Source organism: Streptomyces sp. NPDC006314 (assembly GCF_040613075.1).
GTDB lineage: Bacteria > Actinomycetota > Actinomycetes > Streptomycetales > Streptomycetaceae > Streptomyces.
The window spans coordinates 17,051-42,860 of the sequence record NZ_JBEXRL010000014.1 but is presented as its reverse complement, the minus strand read 5'-3'; the positions used below and the strand labels follow the sequence as shown (position 1 = coordinate 42,860).

Genomic DNA, 25,810 nt, shown 5'->3' with positions numbered 1-25,810 from the left:
ACGTACCCCGTCCGTGCGCCGGCCGGTCACGCGGACCCGCCCGCTGCCTCGGCCGTCTCGGTCGGTCACGTCGACCCCGTCCGTGCGCCGGCCGGTCACGCGGACCCGCCCGCTGCCTCGGCCGTCTCGGTCGGTCACGTCGACCCCGTCCGTGCGCCGGCCGGTCACGCAGATCCACCCGCTGCCTCGGCCGTCTCGGTCGGTCACGTCGACCCCGTCCGTGCGCCGGCCGGTCACGCGGACCCGCCCGCTGCCCCGGCCGCCACGGTCGGTCGGGTCGAGCCGCTGCCGCCCTGTGTGCGGCTCGCCGACCTCACCGCCGACGAGGCTCGCCGGGCCCGCGCCCGCTACGGCATCCCCGCCGGCGCCCTCACCGATCGCGACGCCCGGCACCCACTCGTCCTGCGCCTGCTGTCCGAGGTCCGCGCGGCCGTCCCGGACGCCACGGCCGCCGTCGGCCCCGTCGACCGGCACGAGGTGTTCGCCGCCCACCTCGACCTGATGTGCCTGCGCATCGCGGTCCGCCTCGCCGCCGAGAACGGTCTGCGCGGCACGGCCGTACGACGGCTCGCGGCGCGGGTGGCCGGACAGGTGCACGAGGCCGCCCGCCGGAGCCTCGGGTCCGGGCAGGGCGAACTGGACCGGGCCTCGTTCGAGGCGGTCTTCCCCTGGGGACCCGCCCCGGCCCGGCTCGGCGGCGGCACCGGCTGGGCCTCCGCCGTCCTCGCCGAAGGCCTCCTCGTCCCGGCCGGCGGCGGCTACCGCTTCGCCCACGAGGAACTGGCCGACTGGATCCAGGGCATGCACCTCGACCTGGACGAGGCCCTGCAGGCCCTGGTCCACCGCCCCCGCCGCGCCGGCGAGGCCGGTCCCGGTCCCGTACCGCATCACCGGATCGGGCCGGTCGTCCAGGCCCTGCTCCTCCTCGCCCGCCAGCAGGGCCCCCGGCAACTCGCCGTCCGCCTGAGGGAGTTGACCGAGGCCCTGGACCGTGACGCCGGATGCTGGTGGGCCGCCCGGCTGCTCGCACGGACTCTGCTGCAGGTGCCGGACGCGACGCCGTACACCGAGGTACTGCGCCCGCTCGCCGACCGCATCGTCGCCTGGCGCCGCGAACAGCGGTCCGTGCCGGCCGAGTTCGGCCCGCTCTTCTGGACCGCCGTGCCCGTCCGCGACGCCGAGCGGCTCGACCTGCTGCGCAGGCTCGTGCTCGCGGACCTGGCGCCGCCGGCGCCCGGCGAGCGCTTCCTCGACGCCGTCGCCCGGCTGCTCGCCCTCCAGCCCGCCGCCGTGCAGCGGCAGCTGACGCACTGGTTCGACGACGAGCGGCCACTGCCCGCGACCCCGCACGCCACCGTGGCGACCGCGGCGCAGGCACTGCTGCACACCCACCGGCACATCGCCCTGGACGAACTCACCGAGGTGCTCGTGGCGAGCGCACACCGGCGCGCCGACGAGCTGCTCGCCACCCTCGCCGAGGACGAGCCGTCGGCGCTCTGCCGGGCCGTGGACCGCTGGGCGCACGACGAGCGCCCCGCCCGCCGGGTCGCGGCGGTGACGTTCGGGCTGCGCGCGGCCCCGTACGTCCGCTCGGCGGCCGACCGCGAGCTGCTGCGCTACGCCGCACTCGCCCTGCTCGCCCGCCCCGCCGACTCCACCCTGCACGGCGGCGCCCTCGCCCTCCTGGTCCGCGACCCGCACACCCGTGACCGGCACCTCGCCGCGGCCCTGCGCCACTTCGCCGACGGCGACCCGCACTTCCCGCCGAGCGCCCTGGTCCCCGCCCTGGCCACCCACCCCGAACCGGTCCTGGAAGCCTTTCACGGCCGCCTGCGCGGCCCGGACGCCGGTGAGGCCCTGCGCGCCCTCGCCGACGTCACGACCCCCACCCTGGCCCGCCGCACGGCCGCCCTCGTCGGGGAGACGGCGCGGCGGCGCCCGGAGACCGCCGGGCACGTCGCCGCCTACGTCGACCGCCGCCTGGAACAGGGCCCCACCGCCCGTCCGGTCCTGCTGCCCCTCGTCGCGGGCCTGCTCGACGGCGGCCCCGAACAGGTCCGGGCGGCCCTCGCCGGCGTCCTCGCAGCCGCCGACAGCCCCGACTCCCGCCCGCTGCGCCGCGAACTCCTGGAATCCCTGTTCACACACGAGCAGGAGCCGTCGGTCCTCGAGGCGGTCCTGCACGCGGCGGCCGGACACGGGGGCGGTAGCGGCAGGGAGGAAGAGGCCCGCGGACTCGTCCACCGCACCGGTCTGCTCCTCGTGCGCACCCCCGAGGGCGCCACCCGTTTCGACCGGGCCCTGGTCGACCTGGGCCGGCACGTGCCCGGCTTCGCCGCGCTCATGGCCCGCTGGCTGACGGAGGCCCCGGACGACTGGGCCGCCGTGGTGGGCCCGAGCACCCGCCGCATGCTCGAGAACCTGGCGGGTGTACGCGTACCGGCGTGACTCGGTGGGTGGGGGCGGGCGGGACGGCCGGGTGACCGCGCTGAGCCACGCCCGTGGACGTGCGCCCCGTCACAGCCCCCATGCCGATGCCGGACCGGAGCACCCGGCATGGCACCCTTAGACCTGCACAAGAGGTCAAGGTAGTCACGGACACGGGTTCGAGGAGCGGTCACAGTGCAGCGCTGGCGTGGCTTGGAGGACATCCCCCAGGACTGGGGGCGCAGCGTCGTCACCATCGGTTCCTACGACGGCGTCCACCGCGGCCACCAGCTGATCATCAGGCACGCCGTCGACCGCGCCCGCGAGCTGGGCGTCCCGGCCGTCGTCGTCACCTTCGACCCGCACCCCAGCGAGGTCGTCCGCCCCGGCAGCCACCCGCCGCTGCTCGCCCCGCACCACCGCCGCGCCGAGCTGATGGCCGAACTGGGCGTGGACGCGGTACTCATCCTCCCCTTCACCACCGAGTTCTCGAAGCTGTCGCCCGCCGACTTCGTCGTGAAGGTCCTGGTGGACAAGTTGCACGCCAAGGCGGTCGTGGAGGGCCCGAACTTCCGCTTCGGCCACAAGGCGGCCGGCAACGTCGAGTTCCTCGTCGAGCAGGGAAAGATCTACGACTTCGAGGTAGAGGTCGTCGACCTGTACGTCACCGGCGCGGCGGGCGGCGGTGAGCCGTTCTCCTCGACCCTGACGCGCCGCCTGGTCGCCGAGGGCGATGTCGAGGGCGCCCACGAGATCCTGGGTCGCCCGCACCGGGTGGAGGGTGTCGTCGTGCGCGGCGCCCAGCGCGGCCGCGAGCTGGGCTTCCCGACGGCCAACGTCGAGACGCTCCCGCACACCGCGATCCCGGCCGACGGCGTGTACGCCGGCTACCTGCACGTCGAGGGCGAGGCCATGCCGGCCGCGATCTCCGTCGGCACGAACCCGCAGTTCGACGGCACCGAGCGCACGGTGGAGGCGTACGCCATCGACCGCGTCGGCCTCGACCTGTACGGCCTGCACGTCGCCGTCGACTTTCTCGCTTACGTGCGCGGCCAGGCGAAGTTCGAGTCCCTGGAGGCACTGCTGGAGCAGATGGCCGCGGACGTGAAGCGATGCCGGGAGATCGTGGCGGCGGAGGCGTAGTCAGCTCTTCAGCTCTACGACGCAGAGGGCGGCCGGTGCGGTGAGCACCGGCCGCCCTTCGTCGTACCGCCCTACTGCTGCGGCGGCGGGGCCTGCGGCGGCTGGGCCTGCGGCGGCTGGGCCTGGGGCTGCCCGGGCTGCTGCGGGTAGCCGGCCTGGGGCGGATACGGCTGGCCCTGCTGTGCCGGCTGCGCCTGCTGCGGCGGGTACGGCTGGCCGGGAGCGGCCGGCGGGTAGGGCTGCCCCTGCTGGGGCGGATAGGGCTGCTGCGCCTGCGGATACGGCCGCTGACCCTGCTGCGGCGGGTACGGCTGACCCTGAGGCGGGTACGGCTGCTGACCCTGCGCATACGGCTGGCCCGGCATCGGCTGGCCCGGCATCGGCGGGGCGGCAACCGGCGGCGGGTTGCCGTCGCTGGTCCACAGCCCGTGCGCCTGCTGATGCCGTACGAAGTCCTCGGCGATCAGCGCGGCGAGGTTGAAGTAGGCCTCGCGCGTCCGCGGCCGCATCATGTCGAGGTCGACCTCGGCACCGGCGGCCAGGTGCTCGTCGAAGGGCACCACCACGACTCCGCGGGTCCGTGTCTCGAAGTGCGACACGATGTCCTCGACCTTGATCATCTTGCCGGTCTCGCGGACCCCGGAGATCACCGTCAGGGACCGCGAGACGAGGTCCGCGTACCCGTGCGCGGACAGCCAGTCCAGGGTCGTACTGGCGCTGCTCGCGCCGTCCACGGAGGGCGTGGAGATGATGATGAGCTGGTCGGCGAGGTCGAGCACGCCACGCATGGCGCTGTACAGCAGGCCCGTTCCCGAGTCGGTGAGGATGACCGGGTACTGCCGGCCGAGCACGTCGATCGCGCGCCGGTAGTCCTCGTCGTTGAACGTCGTCGAGACGGCCGGGTCCACGTCGTTGGCGATGATCTCCAGACCGGAGGGCGCCTGGGAGGTGAACCGGCGGATGTCCATGTACGAGTTCAGGTATGGGATCGCCTGCACGAGGTCGCGGATGGTGGCCCCCGTCTCCCGGCGCACCCTTCGACCGAGAGTGCCGGCGTCCGGGTTGGCGTCGATGGCGAGGATCTTGTCCTGCCGCTCGGTGGCGAGGGTGGAGCCGAGCGCGGTCGTCGTGGTCGTCTTGCCGACGCCGCCCTTGAGGCTGATGACCGCTATCCGGTAGCAGGACAGCACCGGCGTGCGGATCAGCTCCAGCTTGCGCTGCCGCTCGGCCTCCTCCTTCTTGCCGCCGAGCTTGAACCGGGAGGCCGCCGCAGCGGGCCTGCCGCTCTTCGCCTTCTGCCTCTTGTTGTTCAGCAGCCGGTCCGAGGACAGCTCCACGGCGGCGGTGTAACCCAGCGGCGCGGCACCGGGGTTGGTCGGCTGCCGCTGGTCGTGCTGTATGGGCTGCGGCCACGCGGCACCGGACCGCGGATCGACGGCGGCGTGCGGAGGCTGCGGCTGGGCGGCCTGCGCGGACTCCGGGTTCTGCGGGAAGCCGTAACCACCTGGCTGCGGCTGCGGCTGGGAGCCGGGTGCCGCCTGTGCTGCGGGAGGCTGCGGGAACCCGTAACCACCGGCTTGGTCCTGCGGGTTGGGGTTGCGCGGGTTGGGCTTGCCGGGCTGCGGGAAGCCGTAGCCGCTGGGCGGGGTGGGACCGTTCGGGGCCGACTGGGGGAAACCGTCCCCTCCGGGCTGTGGCTGCGGCTGCGGCTGGGGGTTCGGCTGCGGTGCCTGGGACTGTGGTGCCGGGGGCTGCGGAAAGCCGTAACCACCGGCCTGGCCCTGCGGATTGGGGGTGCCGGGCTGCGGGAAGCCGTAGCCGCCGGGCGGGGTGGGACCGTTGGGGGCCGGCAGGGGTCCGGCGGCCTGCACGGGCGCCGGCGGGGTGGGCGCGCCCGGCTGGTTCGGCTGGTGCGTCTCGGGCGCCTGGTTCCAGGCCGAGGGCGCGGGCTGCGGGGCCTGCGGCTGGAACGGCGGCTGCTGGCCGGGCACGCCGACAGGGCCCTGAGCGGCCGCGGGCTGCGGCTGACCGGGCATGGGGCCGGGCATGGGGCCGGGCTGTTGCGGCGCGGGCTGCGGCTGACCGGGCATCGGTTGCTGCGCCGTGGGCTGCACGGGCCACTGGGCCGCGGGCGCCGGGGCGGCGGGCTGGTACGAGGGCGGCAGCGGGGGCACCCCGCTCTGCGGCGCCGGCGGGGGAGTCCAGCCGGGCCGGGCGTCCTGGGAAGCGGGCGCGACGACTGCCTGCGGGGTGCCGTCCGGTCCGGCGGCTTCCTGCTGTGCGCCGGTCTCAGGGCGGCCATGCTCAGATGTACCCGCCTGAGGCGTGCTGTCCTGGGGCGCCGGGCCCTGTGCCACGGCGTCCGGTGCATCAGCGGTTGATGCCGCGGCGGCCGCGGACTCGGGCGCGCCGGACGGCGCGTCCTCGCCAGGACCTCCCGGGGCGGACGCCGTCTCCGCGGCATCGGACACGGCATTGCCCTCGGCCGAGGTCCCGCCCTGACCCACGGTGTCTGCGGCGTCGGAAGCATCGTCGGCGGCATCCGCTGCCGAGCCGTCCCTCCCGGAAGCCCCGCCGTCGGAATCCCCGGCGGCGCCCTCGACGGACCCGCCCGGCGTTGCGGCAGCCCCCGATGCGCTCACGGAATCCGCCTCCTCGGCCTTGTCACCGTCGGTCCCAGAGGGGCCCTCGGTATCGACGGCCGTGGCACCGGCGATCCCCGTGGCCTCCCCGTCGCCCGGATCCGCACCCTCAGCGGAGCCCTCGCCACCGGAGACACCGGCGACGCCCGAGGGACCAGAAGCACCAGAGGTACCGGACTCGCCCGGCTTCTCCGCGGCAGCAGCGCGCTCGGCGATCTCGGCCATCTCGCGTTTCAGGGCAACGGCGGAGAACCGCATGGTCGCCCCGCTCTCCAGATCACCGTTGTCCGTCTCCGGCTCGACCGCGGCGGAAGCAGCCGTACTCTCCGGCTCGACCTGCTGGGCCGGCTGCGGCTGCTGCGGCTCGAAGCCCTCCGGCAGCTTCGGCATCGGGACGGGGTCGCCGACCGGCGGCGCGGGCTGCGCGGCCGGCGGGGCGAAGGTCGCTCCCTCCGCTGGCGCGGGCGGAGGCGGCGGGGTGAACGGGGACCCCTGCGGCGGCTCGGCCGGGGCGAACGGAGTGCCCTGCGGCGGCGTGAACGGAGTGCCCTGCGGCGGCGTGAACGGCGTCCCCTGCGGCGGGGTGCCGGACGGCTGAGCGGCGGGCGCCGGGGGAGTCGGTCCGGGAACCGGTGTGTTCGAGGGGAACGAAGGACCCCCGGAAGCAGCCGAAGCGCCCGGCTCGCCCGGAGTGCCGGGAGCGTTCGACCCGGCGAAACCGCCTACGCCCCCCGAGCCCGCCGCCGTACCGGCGGAGCCCGACGTCCCGGACGCGTTCTGCGTGTACCAGGCGGGGGGAGCGTAGTCGATGGTGAACTCGCCGGTCGTCTCGACGGCCTCCGCGTCGGGCTGGTCATCGCCGGGTGTGGCCCAGCCCCCGCGCATCCCGTCCCGATCGCTGCTCACAGTTCCTCCTGGTGTGGTCGAGCACCCTCATGCCGTGCCGGGGCGACCATGTCGTGTCGTTCCGAGTCGTCCGTAGTCGTTCGGGGCAGGCCCGTTCAGCGGTCCTCCCCCTGGGACACCGACGCCCGGTCCACGGGTCCTGTCATCGCGCCCGCTCCCAGCCTAATCACCACGAGCCACACCTCGGCAGGCCCGTCCACCTCTCAGCAGGTGCACGCCGGGTCACAGCACCCCCGGAACCACCCTGTCCGCTTCGCGCCGTGCCGGAGGAATCAGGGAGCAAACGGCAGACATGTGACGAACCGTAAACAGAGTGGTTGTGAGAAAGCGGACATGAAGGCGCAGTTCAGTCCATCCGGCGCGGTGTGCCCAACAATCCGATCTCGGCATCAGTGGGTTGGGTCAGGACGTACTGCCGGTCACGATCGGTGCACCAAAGTGTGACCCCGTCGGGCAGCGTCGGCAGCGACTCCCTTTCGGTTCGCGACAGCCCCATGGTGCGCCCCAGTTCGGCTGCCTCGTCCGGCGAGACCCGCTGGATGCCGGCGAGCCGCGCCTGCCGCAGCAGTCGGGGCGCGACCGGGCTGAGATACGGCAGCAGCGTCAGTACCGACTGCCAGGGCCCGGACACCACTCTCCCCCGCGGGGGTCGCATACCGCAGTCCCGCACCACCAGTACGGGTGTACCGGCGGACGCACCCTGCGGCGGTACCCGCCCGACGTCATACACGGACAGGCCGTTCTGCCCGCCGCCCATGGCGTGCACCATCTGCATCCAGGCCTGCGGCCGGCCGGTCTCCACGGCGACCCGGGCGCCCGTGGCCGCCGAGCGCAGTGCCAGCACCTGCGCGGTCCACAGGCCGCCGATCAGCACGACGTCGTACGGCGTGGGCCGGTTGATGCCCAGCACGGCCGGGTGTCCCTCGGCGTCGACGCCGGCCACCACGCCGTCGTCCCCGATGGGCAGGGCCAGCGCGTCCAGTTGCTGCACGGACAGTCCGTGCCGCCCGTGCCGGGGGCCGACCAGTCCGAGGCCGTGCCGCAGTCGCTCGCCCATCCGGCGCAGCCCGGACGGCTCCCGGGCGCCTTGCGCACCCGGTGCCACGGAAGTCGTCGGAATCGTCGTCACCGCACACCTCCGAGGGGCAGTGTGGCCAGCATGCCGGGAAGCTGCTCACGGTCGAGGCGGGCGAGACCGGCACCGGCCTGTCGTGCCGCGCCCTCCAACGCACGCCGTGCCGCAACCAGTTCGTCGTCGCTGCGTCCGGTCACCCGCAGGTGCCCGCAGAGCGAGACCTCCTGCCGCTCCCCGCGCGCGAGGGTGAGGCTGAAGGTGGTGGCCAGCGCGGGTATCGCCGTGACCTGGGCGACGAACTGGGGAAGTGACTCGCCCCCGCCCCCCAGTTGGGGCCACCGCCTGACCCAGTAGGTCGTGTGCCGCCGGTTGTCGCAGCGCCAGCTGCGCCCCGACTCCTCCGTCCGCCGCTCACGCGCCTCGCTGCGCCCCGCCTCGGCGGTGACCAGCGGATTGGCACAGGCCGAGGTGGCGAGCGCAGCGATCAGCTCCTCCTCGTCGAGCACTCGGGCCCGGAACCCGGCACCGGTCAGCCGGCTCGCCAGATGGTCCGCAGCCCGCACGACACACTTCTGCGCGCCGAGCAGCCCGCCCCCGCGCGCGTCCACGGCCTCGGCGCACAGCTCGGGGTCGAGCTTGAGCGCGATCCAGGTGATCCGCACGGCCGGGGCTCCCGTCAGCTCCTGCAGCGGCAGGTAGTTGGCGACGGCCACGGACTGCTGCGGCAGGTGCAGGGCGGGCGCGGGCTGTGTGTGCAGCACGACCTGGGCCGACTCCAGCCGGATCCCGTCCACTTCCAGGGCGTCCCGCACCAGCGCCAGGGGCAGCGGCTGCCGGCTCCGCTCGGCCCGCAGCGCGGTCGCGTCGGCCTCCACCTGGAGCACGGCGGTGACGAAGGTGCCGTCCCCGACGATGCCGACCAGCCGCCGGTCGCGCGAGCCGTAGGAGTGGGTGCGCAGGGCGGGCTCGCACTCCACCGCCGGGACCAGCCCGGGCTCCGTACCCGGAGGTATCGGGGTGTTCTCGGCCCGCTTCTGGCGTGCCCGCAGCTCCCGCGCGGTGGCGAGCCACTCCGGCAGGGAGCGGCCGCGCCGCCGTACGAAGGCCAGCAGCACCAGCGTCACCGCGACGACCGCGGCCGGCACCAGGACCACCATTCCGAGGACCCAGCCGACGAGCAGCACAGCGGCCGCCAGCTCCACCAGCACGAGCCGTTGCAAACGGAACGAACCGGCCTGCCCCGGCCGGGACCTGAGGCCGAGTGTGACCGGCTGCTGGGCGGTGCCGCGCTGAGCGGACGCCCCGCGCGGGCTCGGCGCGGGCCCGGCCGCATGACCTCGTGCCGCCGCCCGGCCGCGCGCTCGCGTCCGCGTTCCGGAAGCCATCACTCCATCCCCCCGTTTTGCTCACAACTCGCTGGAACCAGGCCACTGAACAAGCCCCTTGAGGGCCCAGGTACCCTACCCGCTCCACGAGGCCCGCTCCGTACCAGGCATAGTAGGGGCCGGGTCCGACAACGGAGGGCGGGGGAGCGTGGTCCCCGGGCGCGCTCCGTGTGAGACACGGGGAGAAACAGGCACAGATGGCATCTCGGCGGGACCAACTCAACGCCTACACCTTCGCGAAGCGGCGCATGCTCGCGTCGTTCGTGCAGTCGTCACCGGATGCCTCGGACGAGGGGGCGCCCCGGCCGCTGCGCGCCGTCCTGCCCGGCGCGATCGTCGGCGTGGTCGTCCTCGCGGCCTTCGGTGCCTGGGGCATGTTCAAACCGACGGCCCCGCAGGGGTGGGACGATCCGGGACAGAAGGTGATCATCGCCAGCAAGTCCACCACCCGGTACGTGGTGCTGAAGACGGACCACAAGACCCAGCTCCACCCGGTCCTCAACATGGCGTCCGCCAAGCTGGTCCTCGACACCCAGAGCAACGTCGACATCGTCACCGTCGACGAGTCGGTCCTCGACAACGGCAAGATCCCGCACGGCGTCACCATCGGGATTCCCTACGCCCCCGACCGGCTGCCCTCCGGCAAGGAGGCCGGTGCGGCCAAGCAGTGGGCCGTCTGCGAACGGCCGAGCGGCTCCGGCAGCTCCATCCGGAAGGCCACGTTCGTCCTGGCCGAGCGCGACCAGCGCAAGCTCCAGGGCACGAAGGAGAAACTGCACGGCGGCGAACTCCTCTACGTCGCCACGCCGGACAAGAAGCAGTACGTCGTCGACGCGAGCGGCCGGGCGTACCAGGTGCCCTCCACCGACACCCTCCTGCTGCAGACCATCGTCGGCCGTGACCGCAAGCCCCAGCAGGTGACCAGGGAGTGGATCGCGACCCTGCACGCGGGCGACCGGATCAGCTTTCCTTCCATCACCGGCGTCCCGGGCGCCGCGGCGAACGCCCCCGGCCAGCTGGCCGAGCAGGCCAACCGCGTCGGCATGGTCCTCAGGGCGCCGGTCAACGGCCAGGAGCAGTACTACGTGGTGCTGCCCGGCCGGGTCGCACCCGTCTCCGACTTCGTCGCCCAGCTGCTCCTGGTCAGCAAGGACCTCGTGAAGCTCGGCCAGGCCGGACACCCGCAGGAGGTCAGCGCGGGTGCCATCGACCAGCCGGGCAAGCCCTTCGCCTCCGAGTACACATGGCCGACCGAGAGGCCCAGCGCGGTGAACGACCCCTCCACCGCCGACGGCAGCCGCAACACCGTCTGCAACGTCCTGCTCCATGTCGACCCCGACCACGGCGAGACGACCCTGAGCACCTGGGCGGGCACCGAGTTCCCGGCCGTCCTGCCCACCGGCTCCTCCAGCGGCTACGTCACCGCGGGATCCGGCCAGCTCTACCGCCAGTTCCAGGGCAAGGCGACCAAAGTGGGCCCGGTCTTCCTGGTCACCGACACCGGCCTGCGCTACGCACTGCAGTCCAACGACGACAGCGTCACCGACGACAAGGGCATCGGCGTCTCCGCGAAGCAGCGCAAGCAGCTCCAGCAGGAAGCGAAACTGGCGCAGACCCGCCTCGGCTACGCCGACGTGAACCCGGCACCCATCCCCGCGCCCTGGTCGCAGTTCCTGCCGACGGGCCCCCGCCTGTCGACCGCCGCGGCACGTCAGCCGCAGGGCTCCTGAGGGGTACGGCGATGCGCTCCACGTTCCGCACCCGTACGACGCTGGCGACGACCGCCGCCACCCTGCTGGCCACCGTGCTGTCGGCGCCGGTGGCCGCGGCGGACTCCGCCTCTGACCAGTGCACGTTCTCCAAGAAGAATCACAAGTACGCCGGCACCCCCTGGGCTCTCCAGCGCGTCAACCTGGACGAGCTGTGGCGCCAGTCGAAAGGCAAGAACGTGCGGGTGGCCGTGATCGACACGGGCGTCGACACGGCCAACCCGCAGCTCACCAAAGCCGTCGACGCGTCCCTGGGCACGAACCTCCTGCCCTCCAAGGACAAGAAGGGCCAGCCGATCGAACGCGGCAACAAGTACGGCACGACCGACACGGTCGGCCACGGCACCCGCGTGGCGGGCATCATCGCCGCCCGCCCCATGAAGGGAACGGGCTTCGCCGGCCTCGCCCCCGAGGCCACCATCATCCCGATCAAGCAGAACGACGCCGAGGGGCACGGCACGGCCGACACCCTCGCCGAGGGGATCAAGCACGCGATCAAGGCCAAGGCCCAGGTCATCAACATCTCCCAGGACACGGCGAACGCCGTGGACGCACCGGACCTGCACAACGCGATCAACGAAGCGCTCACGAACGACATCGTCGTGGTCGCCTCGGCGGGCAACGGCGGCCTCGGCGGCAACGTCAAGAAGACGTACCCCGCCTCCTACGAAGGAGTCCTCGCGGTCGCCGCGTCCGACCGCAACAACGAACGCGCGGCCTTCTCCCAGTCGGGCGACTTCGTCGGCATCGCCGCCCCGGGGGTCGACATGATCTCGACCGTCCCCAAGGGCGGCCACTGCACCGACAACGGCACCAGCTTCTCCGCGCCGTACGTGGCCGGAGTGGCCGCCCTGATCAAGGCCAAGCACCCCAAGTGGACGGCCCGCGAGGTCGTGGCCCAGATCGAGCAGACGGCAGAACGCTCCATCTCCGGCCATGACCGCCTGGTCGGCTGGGGCGTGGTGGACCCGGTCCGCGCGTTGACGGAGGACGATCACCCGATCGAGTCCCCCCACTCCGACGCGGGCCTCACCCATGCGGAGGCCCCCACCCCCGCCACACTCACCCTCGGCGAGACTCCCCAGGAACGCACCGCCCGCATCGCCACATACGTGGCCGTCGGCGTGGCGGTGCTGGTGGCCGGCCTGGGCGGGGGAGCGGTGGCGCTACGGGACGCCCGCCGGAGACGCCGGGTTGTGGGGGGTCGGGGCTGACCTCCCAGCCTCCGCGCCCGGGGCGCCATGTTCCACGCATGGGCGACGCCGACAGCGAGCGACTGGTCACCATCCGGAGCGGAGGCGCGGGTACCACGCCCCCGCTCCGGGGCGAACGCCCTTCGGCGCCCGGCCGTCAGGACCCGGTCCGGCAGGGCTGAAGCGTCTTCAAGGACGCGGTGTATCCCCGGATCAACTGCCGCATGGCCGACTCGTCCTGACGCCAGGGCTTGAGCGTTCTGATGTACGTGCTGACGGCCTCTTGCCGGTCCCCCTCGCGCGGGCAGGGCACGACCGAGACTGCCGCTCTGCCGACGTACGCGATGGCACCGCCGTCACCGGACTTCACGTGACCGATACGGTGATCGTACGAGGCGATGATCCATGCGGAGCGGCCGGACTTGATGCGCTCCCCCTCGACGGTGAGCACCACATCGCCGTCGACCGTCACTTCGCATCCGGTGACGGCCTGAGCCGATGGAGTCCCTTTCCGCTGGTCCAGGCTCTTGCCCGTCGGGGGCAGGATACGAGCGAGCGGGCCGGACGGCACGGCGACACCGCACAGGTTCTTGGGAATGGCGAACTCGCGTTCCTGGCCGCCCGAGGAGCAGCCGGCCGCAGCACCCAGGACAACCGCGGCCAGCAACGAGGTCAGAGTCCTCTGTCTCACTTTCCGTTACTCTCCGAGTTCCACTGAGCGCCGGCGGAATGACTGTTCCCCGCTGAGACACCAGCCGTCGAGCGCAGGTCGTCGGCCGTGTCGGGACTGATCCGCTGATTGTTGACCAACGCGTGATCGACGGCCGCCCGGGCGGAGTCGATGGCGGCGTCACGGCCCCGTGAGTACTCGTTGCCCGCCTCCAGTTGGGCTTCCGTCGTCGTGTCGTGCTCGATGCTCTTCATGATGGACTCCTGGATGTCCTCGGAGGCCCACTCCAAAGGCGCCCCGGCGATCGGCACCCGCTCGCCCACCTTCTCCAGCCCCATACCGAGGATGCGGTTCACCCACTTCTGCTTGTCGGCCGCCGCCTCGTTGAACTCGGTGTCACTCGCGGTGTGGTACTCGTAGATCGCATGGGCCCGGGCGTCGCTCATGATGCCGGCGAGCGCCGCCCCCGGCGCGACCGCATTGCCCACGCGGCCGTCGAGGGAGGCCGCAGAATGACTGCCCCCGTTGACGACGTGGTCTACGAGCTGAGCGGTGTACGCCTGCTGCGCACTGGTGATCGACGCGTAGGGGTGCGGGTCCTGGCCCACTTCCCCGAGGAAACGCTGGGCGTAACCGGAGTCCAGGTCCGCAGCGGCACCGAAGGTGCTGAAGAGGTCGTTGTCGGGACTCTCCCGGTACATGGCCCGCTGGAAATCGCCCATGTACTCGGCCGTGATGTCACCGAGACTCTCCCGCATCGCATAAAGGGGACCCGACTCCTCGTCCTCAAGATCCCCGTTCTCGTTGTGCCTGATCAACTCGGGGTGCTCGCCGAACTTGTTGACGATGTCGCTCACGAGGTGCGCCTGCGTGTCGCTGTGCCTGATGGCGTCGGCGGTGTCGTCGCTGTCGTACGGGCGGCCCGTGGTCGCGGACTCCAGGGCGTGGCCGAGTGCCTCCGGGCCGAAGTTCAGCGCCGCCTTGGTCTTGTCCTCGTCCGCCAGGACGTTCGCGGCGTTCGTGTCGACCGCCCACTCGAAGTCCTTGTCGGTGAACAGGTCCAGGTAGGAGCTGAAGCCCGGATCACCGCCCTTCTTCACACCGTACCGTCCTCGTTGTACGCCGTCGGCGTTCCGGTGAAGAACTTCTCCGACGCCTCGGGACTGTGCCCGAGCGCCTCCAGCACGCTGTTCAACGGATCGTTGCCGGTGCCCAGCTCGCCCGCGGGGTTGAAGCCGTACGTGTCCGGGCTCCCGACCGGCTTGTTCGACAGGAAGAAGTACGGGTCCTTCTTGTGGAGCTGGGTGATGTGCTCCGCGATTGGCGTGAGGAACCGCGAGTCGTAGTTGCCGTAGCGCAGCAGACCGCCCAGCACCTGGTAGCCGTAGGGCTTGTTCCACTGCCCGGGCTCCCAGCCGATCTGCCGGGTGCCCAGACGCCGGAACTCCGCGCCCCACTCGTCCGGGAGGTGGTGCCGGTGATCGGGGTCGGTGGCGTTGGCGAGCGTGTACCCCATGACTTTCTGCAGGTCCTGCACCTCGTTGAGCCGGGTCTTGGTCGCGTCGGCGTCGGTGGCGTCGATCGACATGTCGGGTCGACCTCCATGAGGTCGCTGGAAGTAATGGCCACCAGGGGTCACCTACTTGAAGTACTCGTTGAGCTGGGACACGGACACGGCCGAACCGTCATGGCCACGGAGCACGGCACCGATCCTGGCGTCGTCCTGCGCATGCAGCTTCTGGGCGAAGTCCAAGTGGTCGGAAATGTGCGCGCACGCCTGCAGTACGGCCTTGACCTGCGAGGACCACATCTCCACGGTGGTCTCCAGGGCGCCGCCCATCTCGAAGCCGTGCGTCTTGAGGGTGGCCGCGGCCTGCATGGTCGAGCCGGCCGAGCCGTTGCCGGAGCCGGCGGCGGCGATGTCGGCTTGGCTCTTCACGTCGTCGTAGAGAAGGTCGGCCTCGTGCCCCACCGCGCCCAGGTCGTCCTGGTGGACGACCAGGTCACCGGCGCCGCCCCCGCCGTCCGCCACCAGCTGGTTGAGCCGCATGTGGGCCGACTCCCCGCCGGCCGCCCGCGCCTTGAGTTGCTCCCACTCGCCCCATGCCATGGAAGGGCCCCTTCCCCTGCGGATAGACCAGTGTGGGGCCAAGCTAGCAACCGGGCCCGGCCGGATTCCGGATCATGCCGGTCATGGGCGCCTTGTCGGGCGTGAAATTCCAGCGGAGGTGCCCCCGAGGGCGATGTGCCGCACGGTGCGGAGGACGCGGTGTCCGGCCCTCTTCGTCGTGTGACGGCCGCAGGCGATCAGGTCTCAGCGAGGCACGGATACTGTTACCTCAGCGACGCCGTAGATGTCCGCCCCTGCCAGCAGTGCACCATGCCTGCTATGCGCGGTCTGTCGAGTGTGAACATTCGGCGGAGGCGCCTCCGACGGGCGAGGTCCGAACGGTTCGGCAACGCCGGACCGGCTCCCGCGGGGTGAGGTTTTGTGGTTGCAAAGTTTCCCGCCGAAGCGCCGTGAGCGTCTCGTCCGTCACCTTCATGTGAAGCTTCTGGGCAGATGCGTGGCCCCCTCTGTCTTTATTGACCGCCTTGTCGGTCTCGGGTGGCGCTGGCCCGGTCACTTGGGAGCGCCATTGCAACTGAACCGTGGCAGAGTTCAGTTGGCCGCGATTTACACAGTGACTACAGTGGTCGGCGATGGATCGGGAGGCGCGGCCGTGCGCCGCCGGTCCGTCCGGCTGTATCAACGGGGAAACGGGGAAGGGGTCGTGGTGGGCGACGGCTCGGGCATGAGACGCGGCATCGACGCGCTGGCCAAGTTCAAGGGGAATGTCGACAAGGCGCTGGAGGCCTTCGAGGGAGCTCCGGGCAATCCGTCGAGACTCGCGGAGCACAAGCTCAGCGCCGGCTCGTTCAGCGGCTCGAACATCCCCTTCCAGGAGGCTACCGAGCTGCACGGCAAGTACGAGCAGGTGCACGAGCGCCTCACCTCGCTGTCGAAGAACCTGGGCCTGCAGATCGAGGCCCTGAGGCTCGCGACGCACGCGGCCGACGTCACGTACGACGGCACGGAGGACGAGGTGCGGCGTCGATTCTGGGAGATCCGGACGCATCTCGATGAGGAGCATCAGAAGGCGACCCGGTCCGAGGACAAGCACGCGGAGAAGAAGCCCGTCGAGGCTCGTGAGCACAGCGGCGACGACAAGTCCGCGGGGGGCAAGATCCATTGAGCGACAACTGGCAGCAGAAGCCCGAGTACAAGACGGACGTCGAGCAGGCCAACCGTCAGGTTGGCATGGTCAACAAGATCAGCCGGCTGCAGAACGGGTTCCGGGGCACACCGATCGGAGCGGCGCTGTCCCTCGGCAGGACCGACTTCGAGGACCACGATCTGAACGCCATAATTGACCTGGTCCACCACTCCAACCCCGAGCACCTGGAGACGGCCAGCCGGGCCCTGTGGGACGCCCGTACGGCCATCCACGACGCGGCGAAGGACCTGGAGACGGACCTCAAGGGCGTCGATTGGGAAGGCGACGGCGCCGACACGTTCCGCTCGTGGACCACCGGACTCGTCGACTGGACCAAGGGGCTCGCGACCTTCGCCGATGTCGCCGCCACGGAGATCTCGGCCGCAGCCTCCGGCCTGGCCTCCGTGCGCAAGGCCATGCCGCCCCGGGACACCCGGCCCGCGGACGAGCAGAAGCGTCCCCATGAGCTGCCCAAGGCCAAGCAGGTCGACGGGAACCCGGACTACGCCGCCGCGCTGGCGGTCGAGAAGAACCGGCAAGAGGCGATCAACCAGGTGAACCGGTTGGCCTCGTTCTACTCGGTGTCCGCCATGGCACTGGGCATGGCGATGGAGACCGACCCGAAGCCGTACACGCCCATTCCGGATGTGGGGGTGCCGCAGCCGTCGATGCATAGGGACCGCTTCGTCGGAGGTTCGGGATCGACCACCCCGGCTGCGATACACGGTGGTGTCGCGGAGGGCCACGCAAGTTCCGGGGAGAGTTACGCCAGTGCGGGTGAGGGCCACCACGGGACGATTGCCTCGCACGGTACAGAGGCCGGTGGACACGTTTCGCCTGTGAAGGAGATTCCCCAGCCCAACACTCCTGCCGGCGGAGATGTCGGCACGGAGATCAACACCACGACCACCCTGCCTCCCCAGGCTCCCGCTTCACCGCCCGCCTCCCCCGCGCCCAGTCTGCCGACGTCCGGTGGCGGCGGAGGACTGCCGCCGTTGCCCACGGGGCCGATGGGACCCCCTATCGCGCCGACCGCCGGTCGCACCCCGGGCTACGGACCGGCCGGCAGGCTTCCCGTCTCGGCCCAAGGGCGTAGTGGTCCTTCGGGTGCCGGGAGCGGACGAGTGTCTCAGGGGCCCGCGGGCCAGGCGGGGCGCGCCGCCGGCGGTCGAGTGCCCCAGAGCCCGACGGGGCAGGCCGCCCGTGCCATGGGACGCGCGACTCCGACGGGCCAGCCGGGTGCACGGGGGGCTGCTCAGCCCGGGCGCTCACCGATGGGGCACCCTGTCACCGGCGGAACGCCGAGGACGGTCAACACGCCTGGCGGACGTACGGGAGCAACTGGCCCCACCGGTCCGGTGCGCAACGGTGTCGTGGGCGGCAAGCCCGTCACGGGGCGTACGTCCGGAGGGACGGCCAATCCGCGTGTGCCGCGCGGTACGGTCGTCGGCGCCGAGGAACCGGCCGCCACCACGCCGTCGAGGGGCGCCCTCGGCCAGCGAGGAGTCGTGGGTGCGCCTGCGGCTCAGGCGGAGGCTGGCGCGGGCCAGGCGCGGGCGCGCTCGGCGGGTAATTCCCAGGGCGTGATCGGTGCCCCCCGCAACACCGCCAGGAACTCCGAGTCCGGCGGTGCGGGACTCGGCCGTGGTGCGCTGGGCAGCCGCCAAGGTCCGGGCGGTGAGCCCGGCCGCACCGGCGGGACCACCCCGAAGGAACAGCACCGCCCGTCGCAGCAGCGGCGTGACGTGCCACAGACGAGCGACTGATCACGAGCGAGGACGTACACAGGCATGAAGCCAGGGACCGGCCGACGCGGCATGAAGAATGCCTTCCTGACGAGGCATAACGCGAGACGGCTGTCTGCTGTGTGCTCGGCACTGGGCACGCTGGTCATCGCGTCGGCTGGACTGGCTCCGGCAGCCGACGCGGCCTCGGGCGCTCAGTCCAAGCAGTGGTATCTCGACGCCATGGGCGCCGACGAGATATGGAAGTACAGCACCGGCAAAGGAGTGAAGGTCGCCGTCATCGACACCGGGGTGAATCCGGCGACCTCTTCGCTCAAGGGGCAGGTACTTGTCGACGAGGTGCCGAAAGCAGCGAAGTACCACGTCACGCAGGACTACAACGGCCATGGCACCTCGATGGCCGAAATCATCGCCGGTACAGGAGCCGGCGGTGGCATAAAGGGTCTTGCCCCCGGAGCAAAGATCATCCCGATTCGTGTGGGGCTCGACAGCTTGAAGGACGAGGACGAGCGGGCGAGGTCCCTCACTTCCGAGAAGGCGATCAGGGCTGCCGCCGACAGTGACGCCAAGATCATCAACATGTCCTACGGCAGCCCTTACTACACCTCTGAGGAGGAGGCCGCACTGAAGTACGCCGCCTCCAAGGGCAAGTTGCTGTTCGCCTCCACGGGCAACACCGGTGACTCGGGTAACAAGCCCGACTATCCGGCCAAAGACCCTTACGCCGTGGGCGTAGCAGCCATCGACAAGACCGGAACCGTCGGCAAGTTCTCCACCTACGGGGGCTACGTAGACCTCTCCGCGCCCGGTCTCAACTTCCCCGGCTGGTGCGACACCACGTTCACCAAGTACTGCGTCACCGAGGGCACGAGCAACGCCTCCGCCGTCGCCTCCGCCTCCGCAGCCCTGATCTGGTCCGCTCACCCCGACTGGACGGCCAACCAGGTGCTGCGTTCCCTCATCGACACCGCCGGCCGGGACTGGCCCAAGGACGATCCAAGCAAGTACCTCGGCTACGGCATCGTCCGCCCCCGCCGAGTGCTGATCGACAAGGACATCGATCCGGGCCCGGCCAACAGGGACCCCCTCGCCGCCGAGAACGGAACGGACCCGGACAAGGACGTCGTGGCCGCGCCGAGTGTCTCGGCCGCGCCCTCTTCCGGGGCGTCGACAAAGCCGACCAAGGAGGCCGGCTCCTCCGCCGGTTCCTCCTCCACCGGCTCCTCTTCCGCCGCCGCGAAGGACGCCGAGTCCGGCAGCGGCACCCAGACCTGGGTGATCATCGGCGCCGCAGCAGCCGTACTCATCATCGGAGGCGCTGGTTTCGCCGTGCTGCGCGCACGCCGTAACGCCTGAGTGGTCTCCCGTATACCTGCTCGTTCGCCGAGTGAGCAGAAGTCCGCTTGCCGTCCGTGCTGATGCCTGGCTCATGGCTCGGCACCCGGCAAGGTCAGTTCAGAACGAAAGGCATGGAAAATGGCCACAGGGCGCCAGAAGGTAAGTGACAAGGACATTATCGTCCTCGAAAAGGAGCTTCTGCACCGTTTCGAGGGCATCAAGGGCCAGCTCAAGGAACTGCAGGCCCTCATCGACAGCCTCGAGGGCAACTGGAAGGGCATCGGCGCCGGCGCGTTCAACACCAAGCAGACCGAGATCAACGAGCGCATGGTCCGGATCGGCAACATCCTCGCCAAGTTCATCGAGGCCATGAGCACCACCCGGAAGATCAAGGACGGCACCGAGGACGAGGTCCGCTCGCAGGTCCAGAGCATCGACGTCGACCTCGGTGGCGCGCACTCGGCGCTGTCCAGCTACTGATCCCGCCAAGCCACCACTTCTCAGCAACGGAGCAATCATGGGCGTCAACAACAGCGGCGAGCTCGAAGTCTCTTACAGCAGTCTCGACGAGACCGCCACCCAGCTGGCCAACCAGGCGCGGCGACTCGAAGAGGGCCTCGAGGCCATCAAGCAGAAGGTCGCCGGCGTGGCCAGCATGTGGGAGGGCGAGGCCCACAACGCGTACACCGAGCAGCAGGCCGCCTGGGACCGTGAGGCCAAGGGCATCCACGAGGCCCTGGTCCAGATCGGCAAGGTCGTGCACGCGGCCGGCGGTGACTACCAGGGCGGCGACCGGAAGGCCGCCAGCTACTTCATGTGAGTCGGCCGTACCGAACGACACGTCAGCAGCGGGGTGGGCACGCACGGGAGGTGCCCACCCTCTGTCGTGCCGGACGGCCCCAGCAGAACGAACAAGAGCGGGACAGGGAATGCATGCCACAGAGGGCGCCGTGGGCGTGGCCGCCGGGGGAGGAGCGGGCAGAGCCGCCTCGTCGAGGCGACGGGTGGGCCCGTACACCCTGATCACCGCCTTGGACGACCCCCGTACCAAGGTTCCCGTCCCCGAGCGGCGGTACATCGCCCGCAGCGCCGACGGTCAGCACACCGTCCTGCTTTCCCTCCCGCACCCAGGCGGCGATCCCCAGCGCTTCCTCGCCGAAGCCGAAGGCTCCCGCTATCTCCTCGGCCCCTGCGCCGCACCCACCACGGCCCTCTCCGCCCCAGGCGAGGCCGCGTGGTACGCACGCCCCTACCTGCCCTTCCTCCCGCTGCCGACGGCCCTCGCCGTACACGGCGGTCCGCTGCCCGAGCGGACGGTACGCACGCTCGGCGTGGCCCTCGCCGAGACCCTGGCCATCCTGCACGGGCAGGGCCTGACCTTCGCGGGCGTGTCCCCCGCGGCCATCCTGCTCGCTGCCGACGGCCCTCGCCTCTCCTGCTTCGGCGCCGTACGAGCCGCCGCCCCGGACGGTACGCCCCGCTCCGGACTGCCGGGCCTCGAAGCGGGCAGCCTGCCGCCGGAGCAGGCGTCCGGTGGGCGCCCGCGCCCCCTGGGGGACGTGTACGCCCTCGGAGCGACGCTCGCGTACGCCGCCACGGGCTACACGACTCCCGAGCGGGACGAGCTCCCGGCCGCCTTCCGTACCGTCATCACCCGGTGCCTCGCCCGCGACCCGGGCGCACGCCCTCAACTGGCCGAGCTGATCGACATGTTGTCCGATGGTCCGGACGTCCCGGCGGAGAACCGCTCCACCACCGTCCCAGCCCCCGGCTGGCTCCCCGGCCGGGTGGTCGCCGCCCTCGCGCACCAGTCGGCCGCCGTCCTCATGGCGGAGATCTCCGTCGAGGGCGTACCCGCACCGAACACCCACCCGAACTGACGACGGCCATGCCTTCTCCTCTCACCCACGACGACCCCCGGACGATCGGCCCCTACCGGCCCGTCGCCCGCCTGGGCAGCGGCGGTATGGGCACCGTCTACCTGGCCCGTACCGCAGGCGGCCGTACCGTCGCGCTGAAGACGATGCACGCCCGTATCGCCTCCGACCCGGCCTTCCGCACCCGGTTCCGGCTGGAGACCGACGCGGCACGGGTCGTGGGGGAGCGGTACGGCGCCGGGGTGGTGGACGCGGACGCACGGGCCGAGACACCCTGGCTGGCCACGGAGTATGTGCTCGGGCCGCCGCTGGACGACGCCGTCGACCTGTGCGGTCCGCTGCCCGAACGAACCGTACGGGCGCTCGGTGCCGCGCTGTGCGGAGCCCTGGGCCAGCTGCACGCGTCCGACGTCGTCCATCGCGATCTCAAGCCGTCCAACGTCCTCATCACCGCCTACGGCCCCAAGGTCATCGACTTCGGCATCGCCCGCGCGGCCGGGGACGAGCACCTCACCCGGGTCGGGGTCGCGATCGGCACCCCGGCCTTCATGTCGCCGGAGCAGGCGAGCGGGCAGGAGCACTCGGCGGCGGGCGACGTCTTCGCGCTCGCCGGGCTGCTCGTCTTCGCCGCCACCGGGCATCCGCCCTTCGGCCGTGGTCAGACGGCCGACCTGCTCTACCGGGTGCAGTACACCGAGCCCGACCTGACCGGAGTACCCGACAGCCTGGCGCCCGTCCTCGCGCAGTGCCTGGACAAGGTCGCCTTCCGCCGACCGACGACCGAGTGGCTCGCCTCCCGGCTGCACGACGGGAGCGGTGAGTTCGCCGACCATCTGCCGGACGCGCTGCTGGCCGACATCGCGCGGCGGGCGAGCGAGGTCTGGCAGGTCACTCCGCAGCGGCTGCCGGCTCCGGTCGATCAGCTGGACGTGGCGTCCACGGCAGTGCCCAGTCGCTGGTCGCGCCGGCGTCTGCTGCTCACCGGAGCGGGCGCGGCAGCGACGCTGACGGCGGCCGGTGCCGGGGCGTGGGCCCTGACGCAAGGGACCGGAGGATCGAAACCGCAGCCCGCCCCCGGGCCCAGTAACAGCCTGCTGCCGAAGAAGCAGCTGGACTCCATCTGGCAGATTCAGATCGGCGAGCAGGACCACTTCGAGAGTCACATGCCGTCGCATCCGCACGTGCTGGCGAACCTGGTGACGACGGTGATCGGCGACTTGACCGGAGTCGTGGGGCAGACGGGGCGCAGGGCATGGACGGTGCCGTACATGGACATGGCCTGGCAAATCGCCTCCGACGGCGAGCGTCTCGTCGCGCTGGTCGCTTCGGACGAGCCCGCCGCCGACCGTGGCACCGCCGGCGGACCCGCGCTGCTCCTGGCATCCCTCGACCTCCTCAGGGGCGAGATGAACGCACCCTTCGCTCACCTGTCTGATTTCAACGGCGATCTCTTCCCGAGTCAGCTGCTGTGCATCGCCAACGGCGTCGCCTATGTAGCGGCCGGCCGCGGACGGTACGTCCACAACACATTCTCGGCTGCTCAGTCCTGGTACCTGCTCGCCGTCGACATCGGCACGGGCAAGCTGCTGTGGCGGACACCGCTGCCCGCGCGTCGCCCGGGCACCGAGCGGTTCTACTTCCTCACCGCCGGCGTCGTGGGACGCCACCTGGCAGCACTCCAGGAGGCCAACGACGGCACCGTGCATGCCGTCGTACGCGACACCCGCAACGGTGCCGTTCGCTGGCACCGCCCGCTCGACGGCGTCGAGGCGAATCGCGTACGCCTGCCCCTGACCACCGACGCACAGCACCTGTATGTGGGTACCGGACGGCTTCGGGCTCTGCGGCTCAGCGACGGGAAGGTGGTCTGGGACTCCAAGGCCTCCCGTCCGGGTCGTACCTACGGGCCGCCGGATGTGAAGGACGGCATCTTGTACGCGGTGGAGAAGGGGCTCGGGCTGGTCGCCTTCGATCCCGCGAGCGGACGGGTCAAGTGGGAGGAGAAGGGCGGCCAGGGCACCCAAGCGGACGTGAACTGCGCGCCTGTGATCGGCACCGACTACGCGTACAGCAAGCGCGGGTCGAAGCTCTGGGCCGTGGAACTCTCCTCCCACGCCCCTGCACATTCGTACAAGACCACCGGTGACCGCTTCATAGCCCATGAGAACGCCAAGGCGGTCATCGCACAGGGCGGCGGCTTCCTGGCGGCCTTCCCTCTGCAGTGAGCCGTCCGGTGAGAAGAGAAAGCGATCAGCGATGAGACCCCTGGGGACGGGTGACCCGATCCGCCTCGGCCCGTACCGGCTGCTCGGTGTGCTGGGTGAGGGCGGCATGGGCAAGGTGTACGTCGGCCAGGACCACGCGGGCACCGTCGCCGCCGTGAAGGTGCTCCGCCCGGAACTCGCTCATGACGCCGGCCTCGTCCAGCGGTTCGTGCGCGAGGCGCTGGCGGCGCAGGCCGTCCGCAGCCCCGGCGTTGCGGCGGTGCTGGGAGCCCAGACCGAGGGCGGTCGGCCATGGATCGCCACCGAGTTCCTCGCCGGTCCGACGCTGGACCAGATCGTGGACCGGCACGGGCCGCTCGACGACGCGAAGCTGCGTGCCCTGGCCGTTTCGGTCGCGCGCACCCTGCGCGACATCCATGCCGCCGGATTCGTCCACCGCGACCTCAAGCCGCCGAACGTCGTGCTCACCGCGACCGGCCCGAGGATCATCGACTTCGGCATCGCACGCCCCGAACACGGCCTCACCCTCACCATCACCGGCCAGATCCCGGTCACCCCCGGGTACGGCGCCCCCGAACAGGTGCTGGGCCGGCGTGTCACCCCTGCCGCCGACGTCTTCTCCCTCGGCGCCCTCCTCGTCTACGCAGCCACCGGCCACCGCGCGTTCGAGGGCTCGCACGTGGCCGCCGTCCAGTACGAGGTCGTGCACGGCGAGCCCAACTGGCAGGGCATCGCCCCCGAGCAGCACGCGCTGATCGCGCCCTGCCTGGCCAAGGACGCGGCGGTCCGGCCCACCCCGGAACAGATCGCCATCGCGTTCGCCGGGCCGAAGAAGGCCGACGCGGTGTGGAAGCGCGGGCCCGTGGCGGACGCGATCAAGGAGCGCGAGCGTGAGGTACGGAATCTCACCGCCCCGCTGTTGTCCACGACGGAGACGAGGACGGGGCCGAGCAGGCGGCGCCTGCTCACCGGTGTCGCCGCCGGCGCCGTACTCGCGGCCGCCGGCACCGGGACAGGTTGGTGGCTGCTTCGCGGCAGCGGGGGCGACCGGCACCGGAACGACCTCTTCACCTACCCGCCCGCCGCGCAGACACCGGCCGCCCGCCTGCTCTCCGCCGACGAGGGCGACTACATCATCGGGGGCTCACCCAAGTCCCTGTGGCAAGCGACCGACGTGTCCAGCTCCATGTCACCGGCACCGTTGCCGATACGGGACGTCGTCATCGTCGGCAGCCCTGTCACCGGCGTGGTGGCTCTCAACGTCGTCGACGGCAAGCGCCGCTGGAGCGCTCCGGCGATGCAGATGACGTGCCGCTATCTCTCGTTGTCCGACCGGTTGCTCTTGGCAGCCGACGACCACGGCACACTGCACACCTTCGTCCCGTCCACCGGAGAGCCCAAGTGGACCGCGAAGGCTGATGCCAAGACGCTGCTGACCGCGGACGCGGAAACGATCTACCTGCTGACCAAAGACCAGCGACTGCGGGCCGTAGGCCGCTCGGACGCCAGGATCCGCTGGACCGCACCGCTACCGGAAGGTTTCCGCAGCAAGATCCTCCCCAGGTCCGTCGCGCATCAGGGAAGGCTGGTCGTCACCACGAGCACAGGGCATGCCATGGCCGTGAACACGAAGAACGGACGCACTGAGTGGACTGCCCGCGACCTGGCGAAGGAGCGGTCCCTCTTCCCGGCGGTCCGGGACGGCGTCGTCTATCTCAACGGCAAGGCGCTTTCCGGGCGCAGGATCTCGGACGGCAAGCGACTGTGGTCACGCACGAAGAAGCACTACTACGACAGCGAGAACTACGAGTGGTCCCGGCCCTGCGTCCACGGCAACCTGCTCTATGCGAGTGCCTGCGACGATTACGGCCACCCTTATGGTTTCGACGTCCAGGACGGAAAGCAGCAGTGGGACGGTCGCCTGGCACTGACCAGCAATGATCAACCCATCCTTGCGCAGGGCAACGGAGTCTGGCTGCTGGATGGCTCCACTGTGAAGACCCTGAGCAAGGACACGGCACGCGAGGTCTGGTCCTACGAACTGGAGGGCGGCGATGACGATGTGGCCTTCGCAGCCGACGGCAATCGCGTCTTCGTGGCAAGCGCCGGTTCCCTGTACGCGCTTCCGGTGTTCTGACGTGGACAATCCGTAGAACGC

At 71.2% G+C, this 25,810-nt stretch carries 18 protein-coding genes and 1 pseudogene; 12 read left to right on the top strand and 7 right to left on the bottom strand.

Going from position 1 to position 25,810, the window contains the following annotated elements; translation table 11 throughout:
• Together ABZ079_RS24610 and ABZ079_RS24605 are read left to right on the top strand one after the other, a co-directional pair.
• A pseudogene (locus tag ABZ079_RS24610) lies at positions 1-2,448 on the top strand (hypothetical protein); the annotation flags it as partial.
• 174 nt (positions 2,449-2,622) lie between these two features.
• Positions 2,623-3,570 (top strand): bifunctional riboflavin kinase/FAD synthetase, encoded by a 948-nt coding sequence (locus tag ABZ079_RS24605; RefSeq protein WP_356941610.1) that lies wholly within the window; start codon positions 2,623-2,625, stop codon positions 3,568-3,570.
• 71 nt (positions 3,571-3,641) lie between these two features.
• Here ABZ079_RS24605 and ABZ079_RS24600 read toward each other — a convergent pair whose 3' ends face one another.
• From ABZ079_RS24600 to eccE, 3 genes are all read right to left on the bottom strand, one after another.
• Complete coding sequence (locus ABZ079_RS24600; RefSeq protein WP_356941609.1) at positions 3,642-7,118, bottom strand: SCO5717 family growth-regulating ATPase; 3,477 nt, start codon at positions 7,116-7,118, stop codon at positions 3,642-3,644.
• 346 nt (positions 7,119-7,464) lie between these two features.
• Positions 7,465-8,175, bottom strand: a complete 711-nt coding sequence (locus ABZ079_RS24595) for a hypothetical protein (protein WP_356941729.1) — start codon at positions 8,173-8,175, stop codon at positions 7,465-7,467.
• Positions 8,176-8,243: 68 nt separating this feature from the next.
• Entirely contained in the window at positions 8,244-9,578 is a 1,335-nt protein-coding gene (gene eccE, locus ABZ079_RS24590) for a type VII secretion protein EccE (RefSeq protein WP_356941608.1), read from the bottom strand.
• Positions 9,579-9,775: 197 nt separating this feature from the next.
• Here eccE and eccB point away from each other — a divergent pair, with 197 nt between their 5' ends.
• Both eccB and mycP read left to right on the top strand, forming a co-directional pair.
• On the top strand, positions 9,776-11,308 hold the full coding sequence (eccB, locus tag ABZ079_RS24585) for a type VII secretion protein EccB (RefSeq protein WP_356941607.1): 1,533 nt from the start codon (positions 9,776-9,778) through the stop codon (positions 11,306-11,308).
• An 11-nt stretch (positions 11,309-11,319) separates the two neighbouring features.
• Positions 11,320-12,561: a type VII secretion-associated serine protease mycosin gene (mycP, locus tag ABZ079_RS24580; protein WP_356941606.1), complete on the top strand. Its 1,242-nt coding sequence runs from the start codon at positions 11,320-11,322 to the stop codon at positions 12,559-12,561.
• A gap of 136 nt (positions 12,562-12,697) precedes the next feature.
• Here the strand turns inward: mycP and ABZ079_RS24575 are convergent, their stop codons facing one another.
• Genes ABZ079_RS24575 through ABZ079_RS24560 form a run of 4 tightly spaced genes read right to left on the bottom strand, consistent with a single transcriptional unit; the run spans position 12,698 to position 15,320 of the window.
• Positions 12,698-13,231: a hypothetical protein gene (locus tag ABZ079_RS24575; RefSeq protein WP_356941605.1), complete on the bottom strand. Its 534-nt coding sequence runs from the start codon at positions 13,229-13,231 to the stop codon at positions 12,698-12,700.
• A complete protein-coding gene (locus tag ABZ079_RS24570; RefSeq protein WP_356941604.1) occupies positions 13,228-14,310 on the bottom strand; it encodes a hypothetical protein in 1,083 nt (360 codons plus the stop codon). Before ABZ079_RS24570 ends, ABZ079_RS24575 begins: the two co-directional genes overlap by 4 nt.
• Entirely contained in the window at positions 14,307-14,798 is a 492-nt protein-coding gene (locus tag ABZ079_RS24565) for a hypothetical protein (protein ID WP_356941603.1), read from the bottom strand. Before ABZ079_RS24565 ends, ABZ079_RS24570 begins: the two co-directional genes overlap by 4 nt.
• 51 nt (positions 14,799-14,849) lie before the next feature.
• Entirely contained in the window at positions 14,850-15,320 is a 471-nt protein-coding gene (locus ABZ079_RS24560) for a hypothetical protein (protein WP_356941602.1), read from the bottom strand.
• Between the two features lie 685 nt (positions 15,321-16,005).
• On the opposite strand from ABZ079_RS24560, the gene ABZ079_RS24555 reads away from it, so the two are divergent.
• The 8 genes from ABZ079_RS24555 (at position 16,006) to ABZ079_RS24520 (ending at position 25,789) form a co-directional block, all read left to right on the top strand.
• The gene (locus ABZ079_RS24555) at positions 16,006-16,446 is read left to right on the top strand and encodes a hypothetical protein (protein ID WP_356941601.1); all 441 of its coding nucleotides are present in this window, start codon (positions 16,006-16,008) and stop codon (positions 16,444-16,446) included.
• A complete protein-coding gene (locus ABZ079_RS24550) occupies positions 16,443-18,233 on the top strand; it encodes a hypothetical protein (protein ID WP_356941600.1) in 1,791 nt (596 codons plus the stop codon). Before ABZ079_RS24555 ends, ABZ079_RS24550 begins: the two co-directional genes overlap by 4 nt.
• Before the next feature lie 201 nt (positions 18,234-18,434).
• Positions 18,435-19,568 carry a S8 family serine peptidase gene (locus ABZ079_RS24545; protein WP_356941728.1) on the top strand — a complete coding sequence of 378 codons (1,134 nt, stop codon included), beginning with the start codon at positions 18,435-18,437 and terminating at the stop codon, positions 19,566-19,568.
• A 120-nt stretch (positions 19,569-19,688) separates the two neighbouring features.
• Entirely contained in the window at positions 19,689-20,030 is a 342-nt protein-coding gene (locus ABZ079_RS24540; RefSeq protein WP_356941599.1) for a WXG100 family type VII secretion target, read from the top strand.
• A 37-nt stretch (positions 20,031-20,067) separates the two neighbouring features.
• Positions 20,068-20,370 (top strand): WXG100 family type VII secretion target, encoded by a 303-nt coding sequence (locus ABZ079_RS24535; RefSeq protein ID WP_356941598.1) that lies wholly within the window; start codon positions 20,068-20,070, stop codon positions 20,368-20,370.
• A 109-nt stretch (positions 20,371-20,479) separates the two neighbouring features.
• On the top strand, positions 20,480-21,430 hold the full coding sequence (locus tag ABZ079_RS24530) for a serine/threonine protein kinase (protein ID WP_356941597.1): 951 nt from the start codon (positions 20,480-20,482) through the stop codon (positions 21,428-21,430).
• An 8-nt stretch (positions 21,431-21,438) separates the two neighbouring features.
• Complete coding sequence (locus ABZ079_RS24525; protein WP_356941596.1) at positions 21,439-23,652, top strand: serine/threonine-protein kinase; 2,214 nt, start codon at positions 21,439-21,441, stop codon at positions 23,650-23,652.
• 31 nt (positions 23,653-23,683) lie between these two features.
• Positions 23,684-25,789, top strand: a complete 2,106-nt coding sequence (locus tag ABZ079_RS24520) for a PQQ-binding-like beta-propeller repeat protein (RefSeq protein ID WP_356941595.1) — start codon at positions 23,684-23,686, stop codon at positions 25,787-25,789.
• Positions 25,790-25,810 lie beyond the last annotated feature (21 nt).

Coding starts and splice junctions, on each gene's coding strand:
- ABZ079_RS24545 (WP_356941728.1), top strand. CDS start 18,435: ATGGGCGCCGACGAGATATGGAAGTACAGCACCGGCAAAGGAGTGAAG.
- eccB (WP_356941607.1), top strand. CDS start 9,776: ATGGCATCTCGGCGGGACCAACTCAACGCCTACACCTTCGCGAAGCGG.
- ABZ079_RS24535 (WP_356941598.1), top strand. CDS start 20,068: ATGGGCGTCAACAACAGCGGCGAGCTCGAAGTCTCTTACAGCAGTCTC.
- ABZ079_RS24520 (WP_356941595.1), top strand. CDS start 23,684: ATGAGACCCCTGGGGACGGGTGACCCGATCCGCCTCGGCCCGTACCGG.
- ABZ079_RS24525 (WP_356941596.1), top strand. CDS start 21,439: ATGCCTTCTCCTCTCACCCACGACGACCCCCGGACGATCGGCCCCTAC.
- ABZ079_RS24530 (WP_356941597.1), top strand. CDS start 20,480: ATGCATGCCACAGAGGGCGCCGTGGGCGTGGCCGCCGGGGGAGGAGCG.
- eccE (WP_356941608.1), bottom strand. CDS start 9,578: ATGGCTTCCGGAACGCGGACGCGAGCGCGCGGCCGGGCGGCGGCACGA.
- ABZ079_RS24595 (WP_356941729.1), bottom strand. CDS start 8,175: ATGGGCGAGCGACTGCGGCACGGCCTCGGACTGGTCGGCCCCCGGCAC.
- mycP (WP_356941606.1), top strand. CDS start 11,320: ATGCGCTCCACGTTCCGCACCCGTACGACGCTGGCGACGACCGCCGCC.
- ABZ079_RS24555 (WP_356941601.1), top strand. CDS start 16,006: ATGAGACGCGGCATCGACGCGCTGGCCAAGTTCAAGGGGAATGTCGAC.
- ABZ079_RS24560 (WP_356941602.1), bottom strand. CDS start 15,320: ATGGCATGGGGCGAGTGGGAGCAACTCAAGGCGCGGGCGGCCGGCGGG.
- ABZ079_RS24540 (WP_356941599.1), top strand. CDS start 19,689: ATGGCCACAGGGCGCCAGAAGGTAAGTGACAAGGACATTATCGTCCTC.
- ABZ079_RS24565 (WP_356941603.1), bottom strand. CDS start 14,798: ATGTCGATCGACGCCACCGACGCCGACGCGACCAAGACCCGGCTCAAC.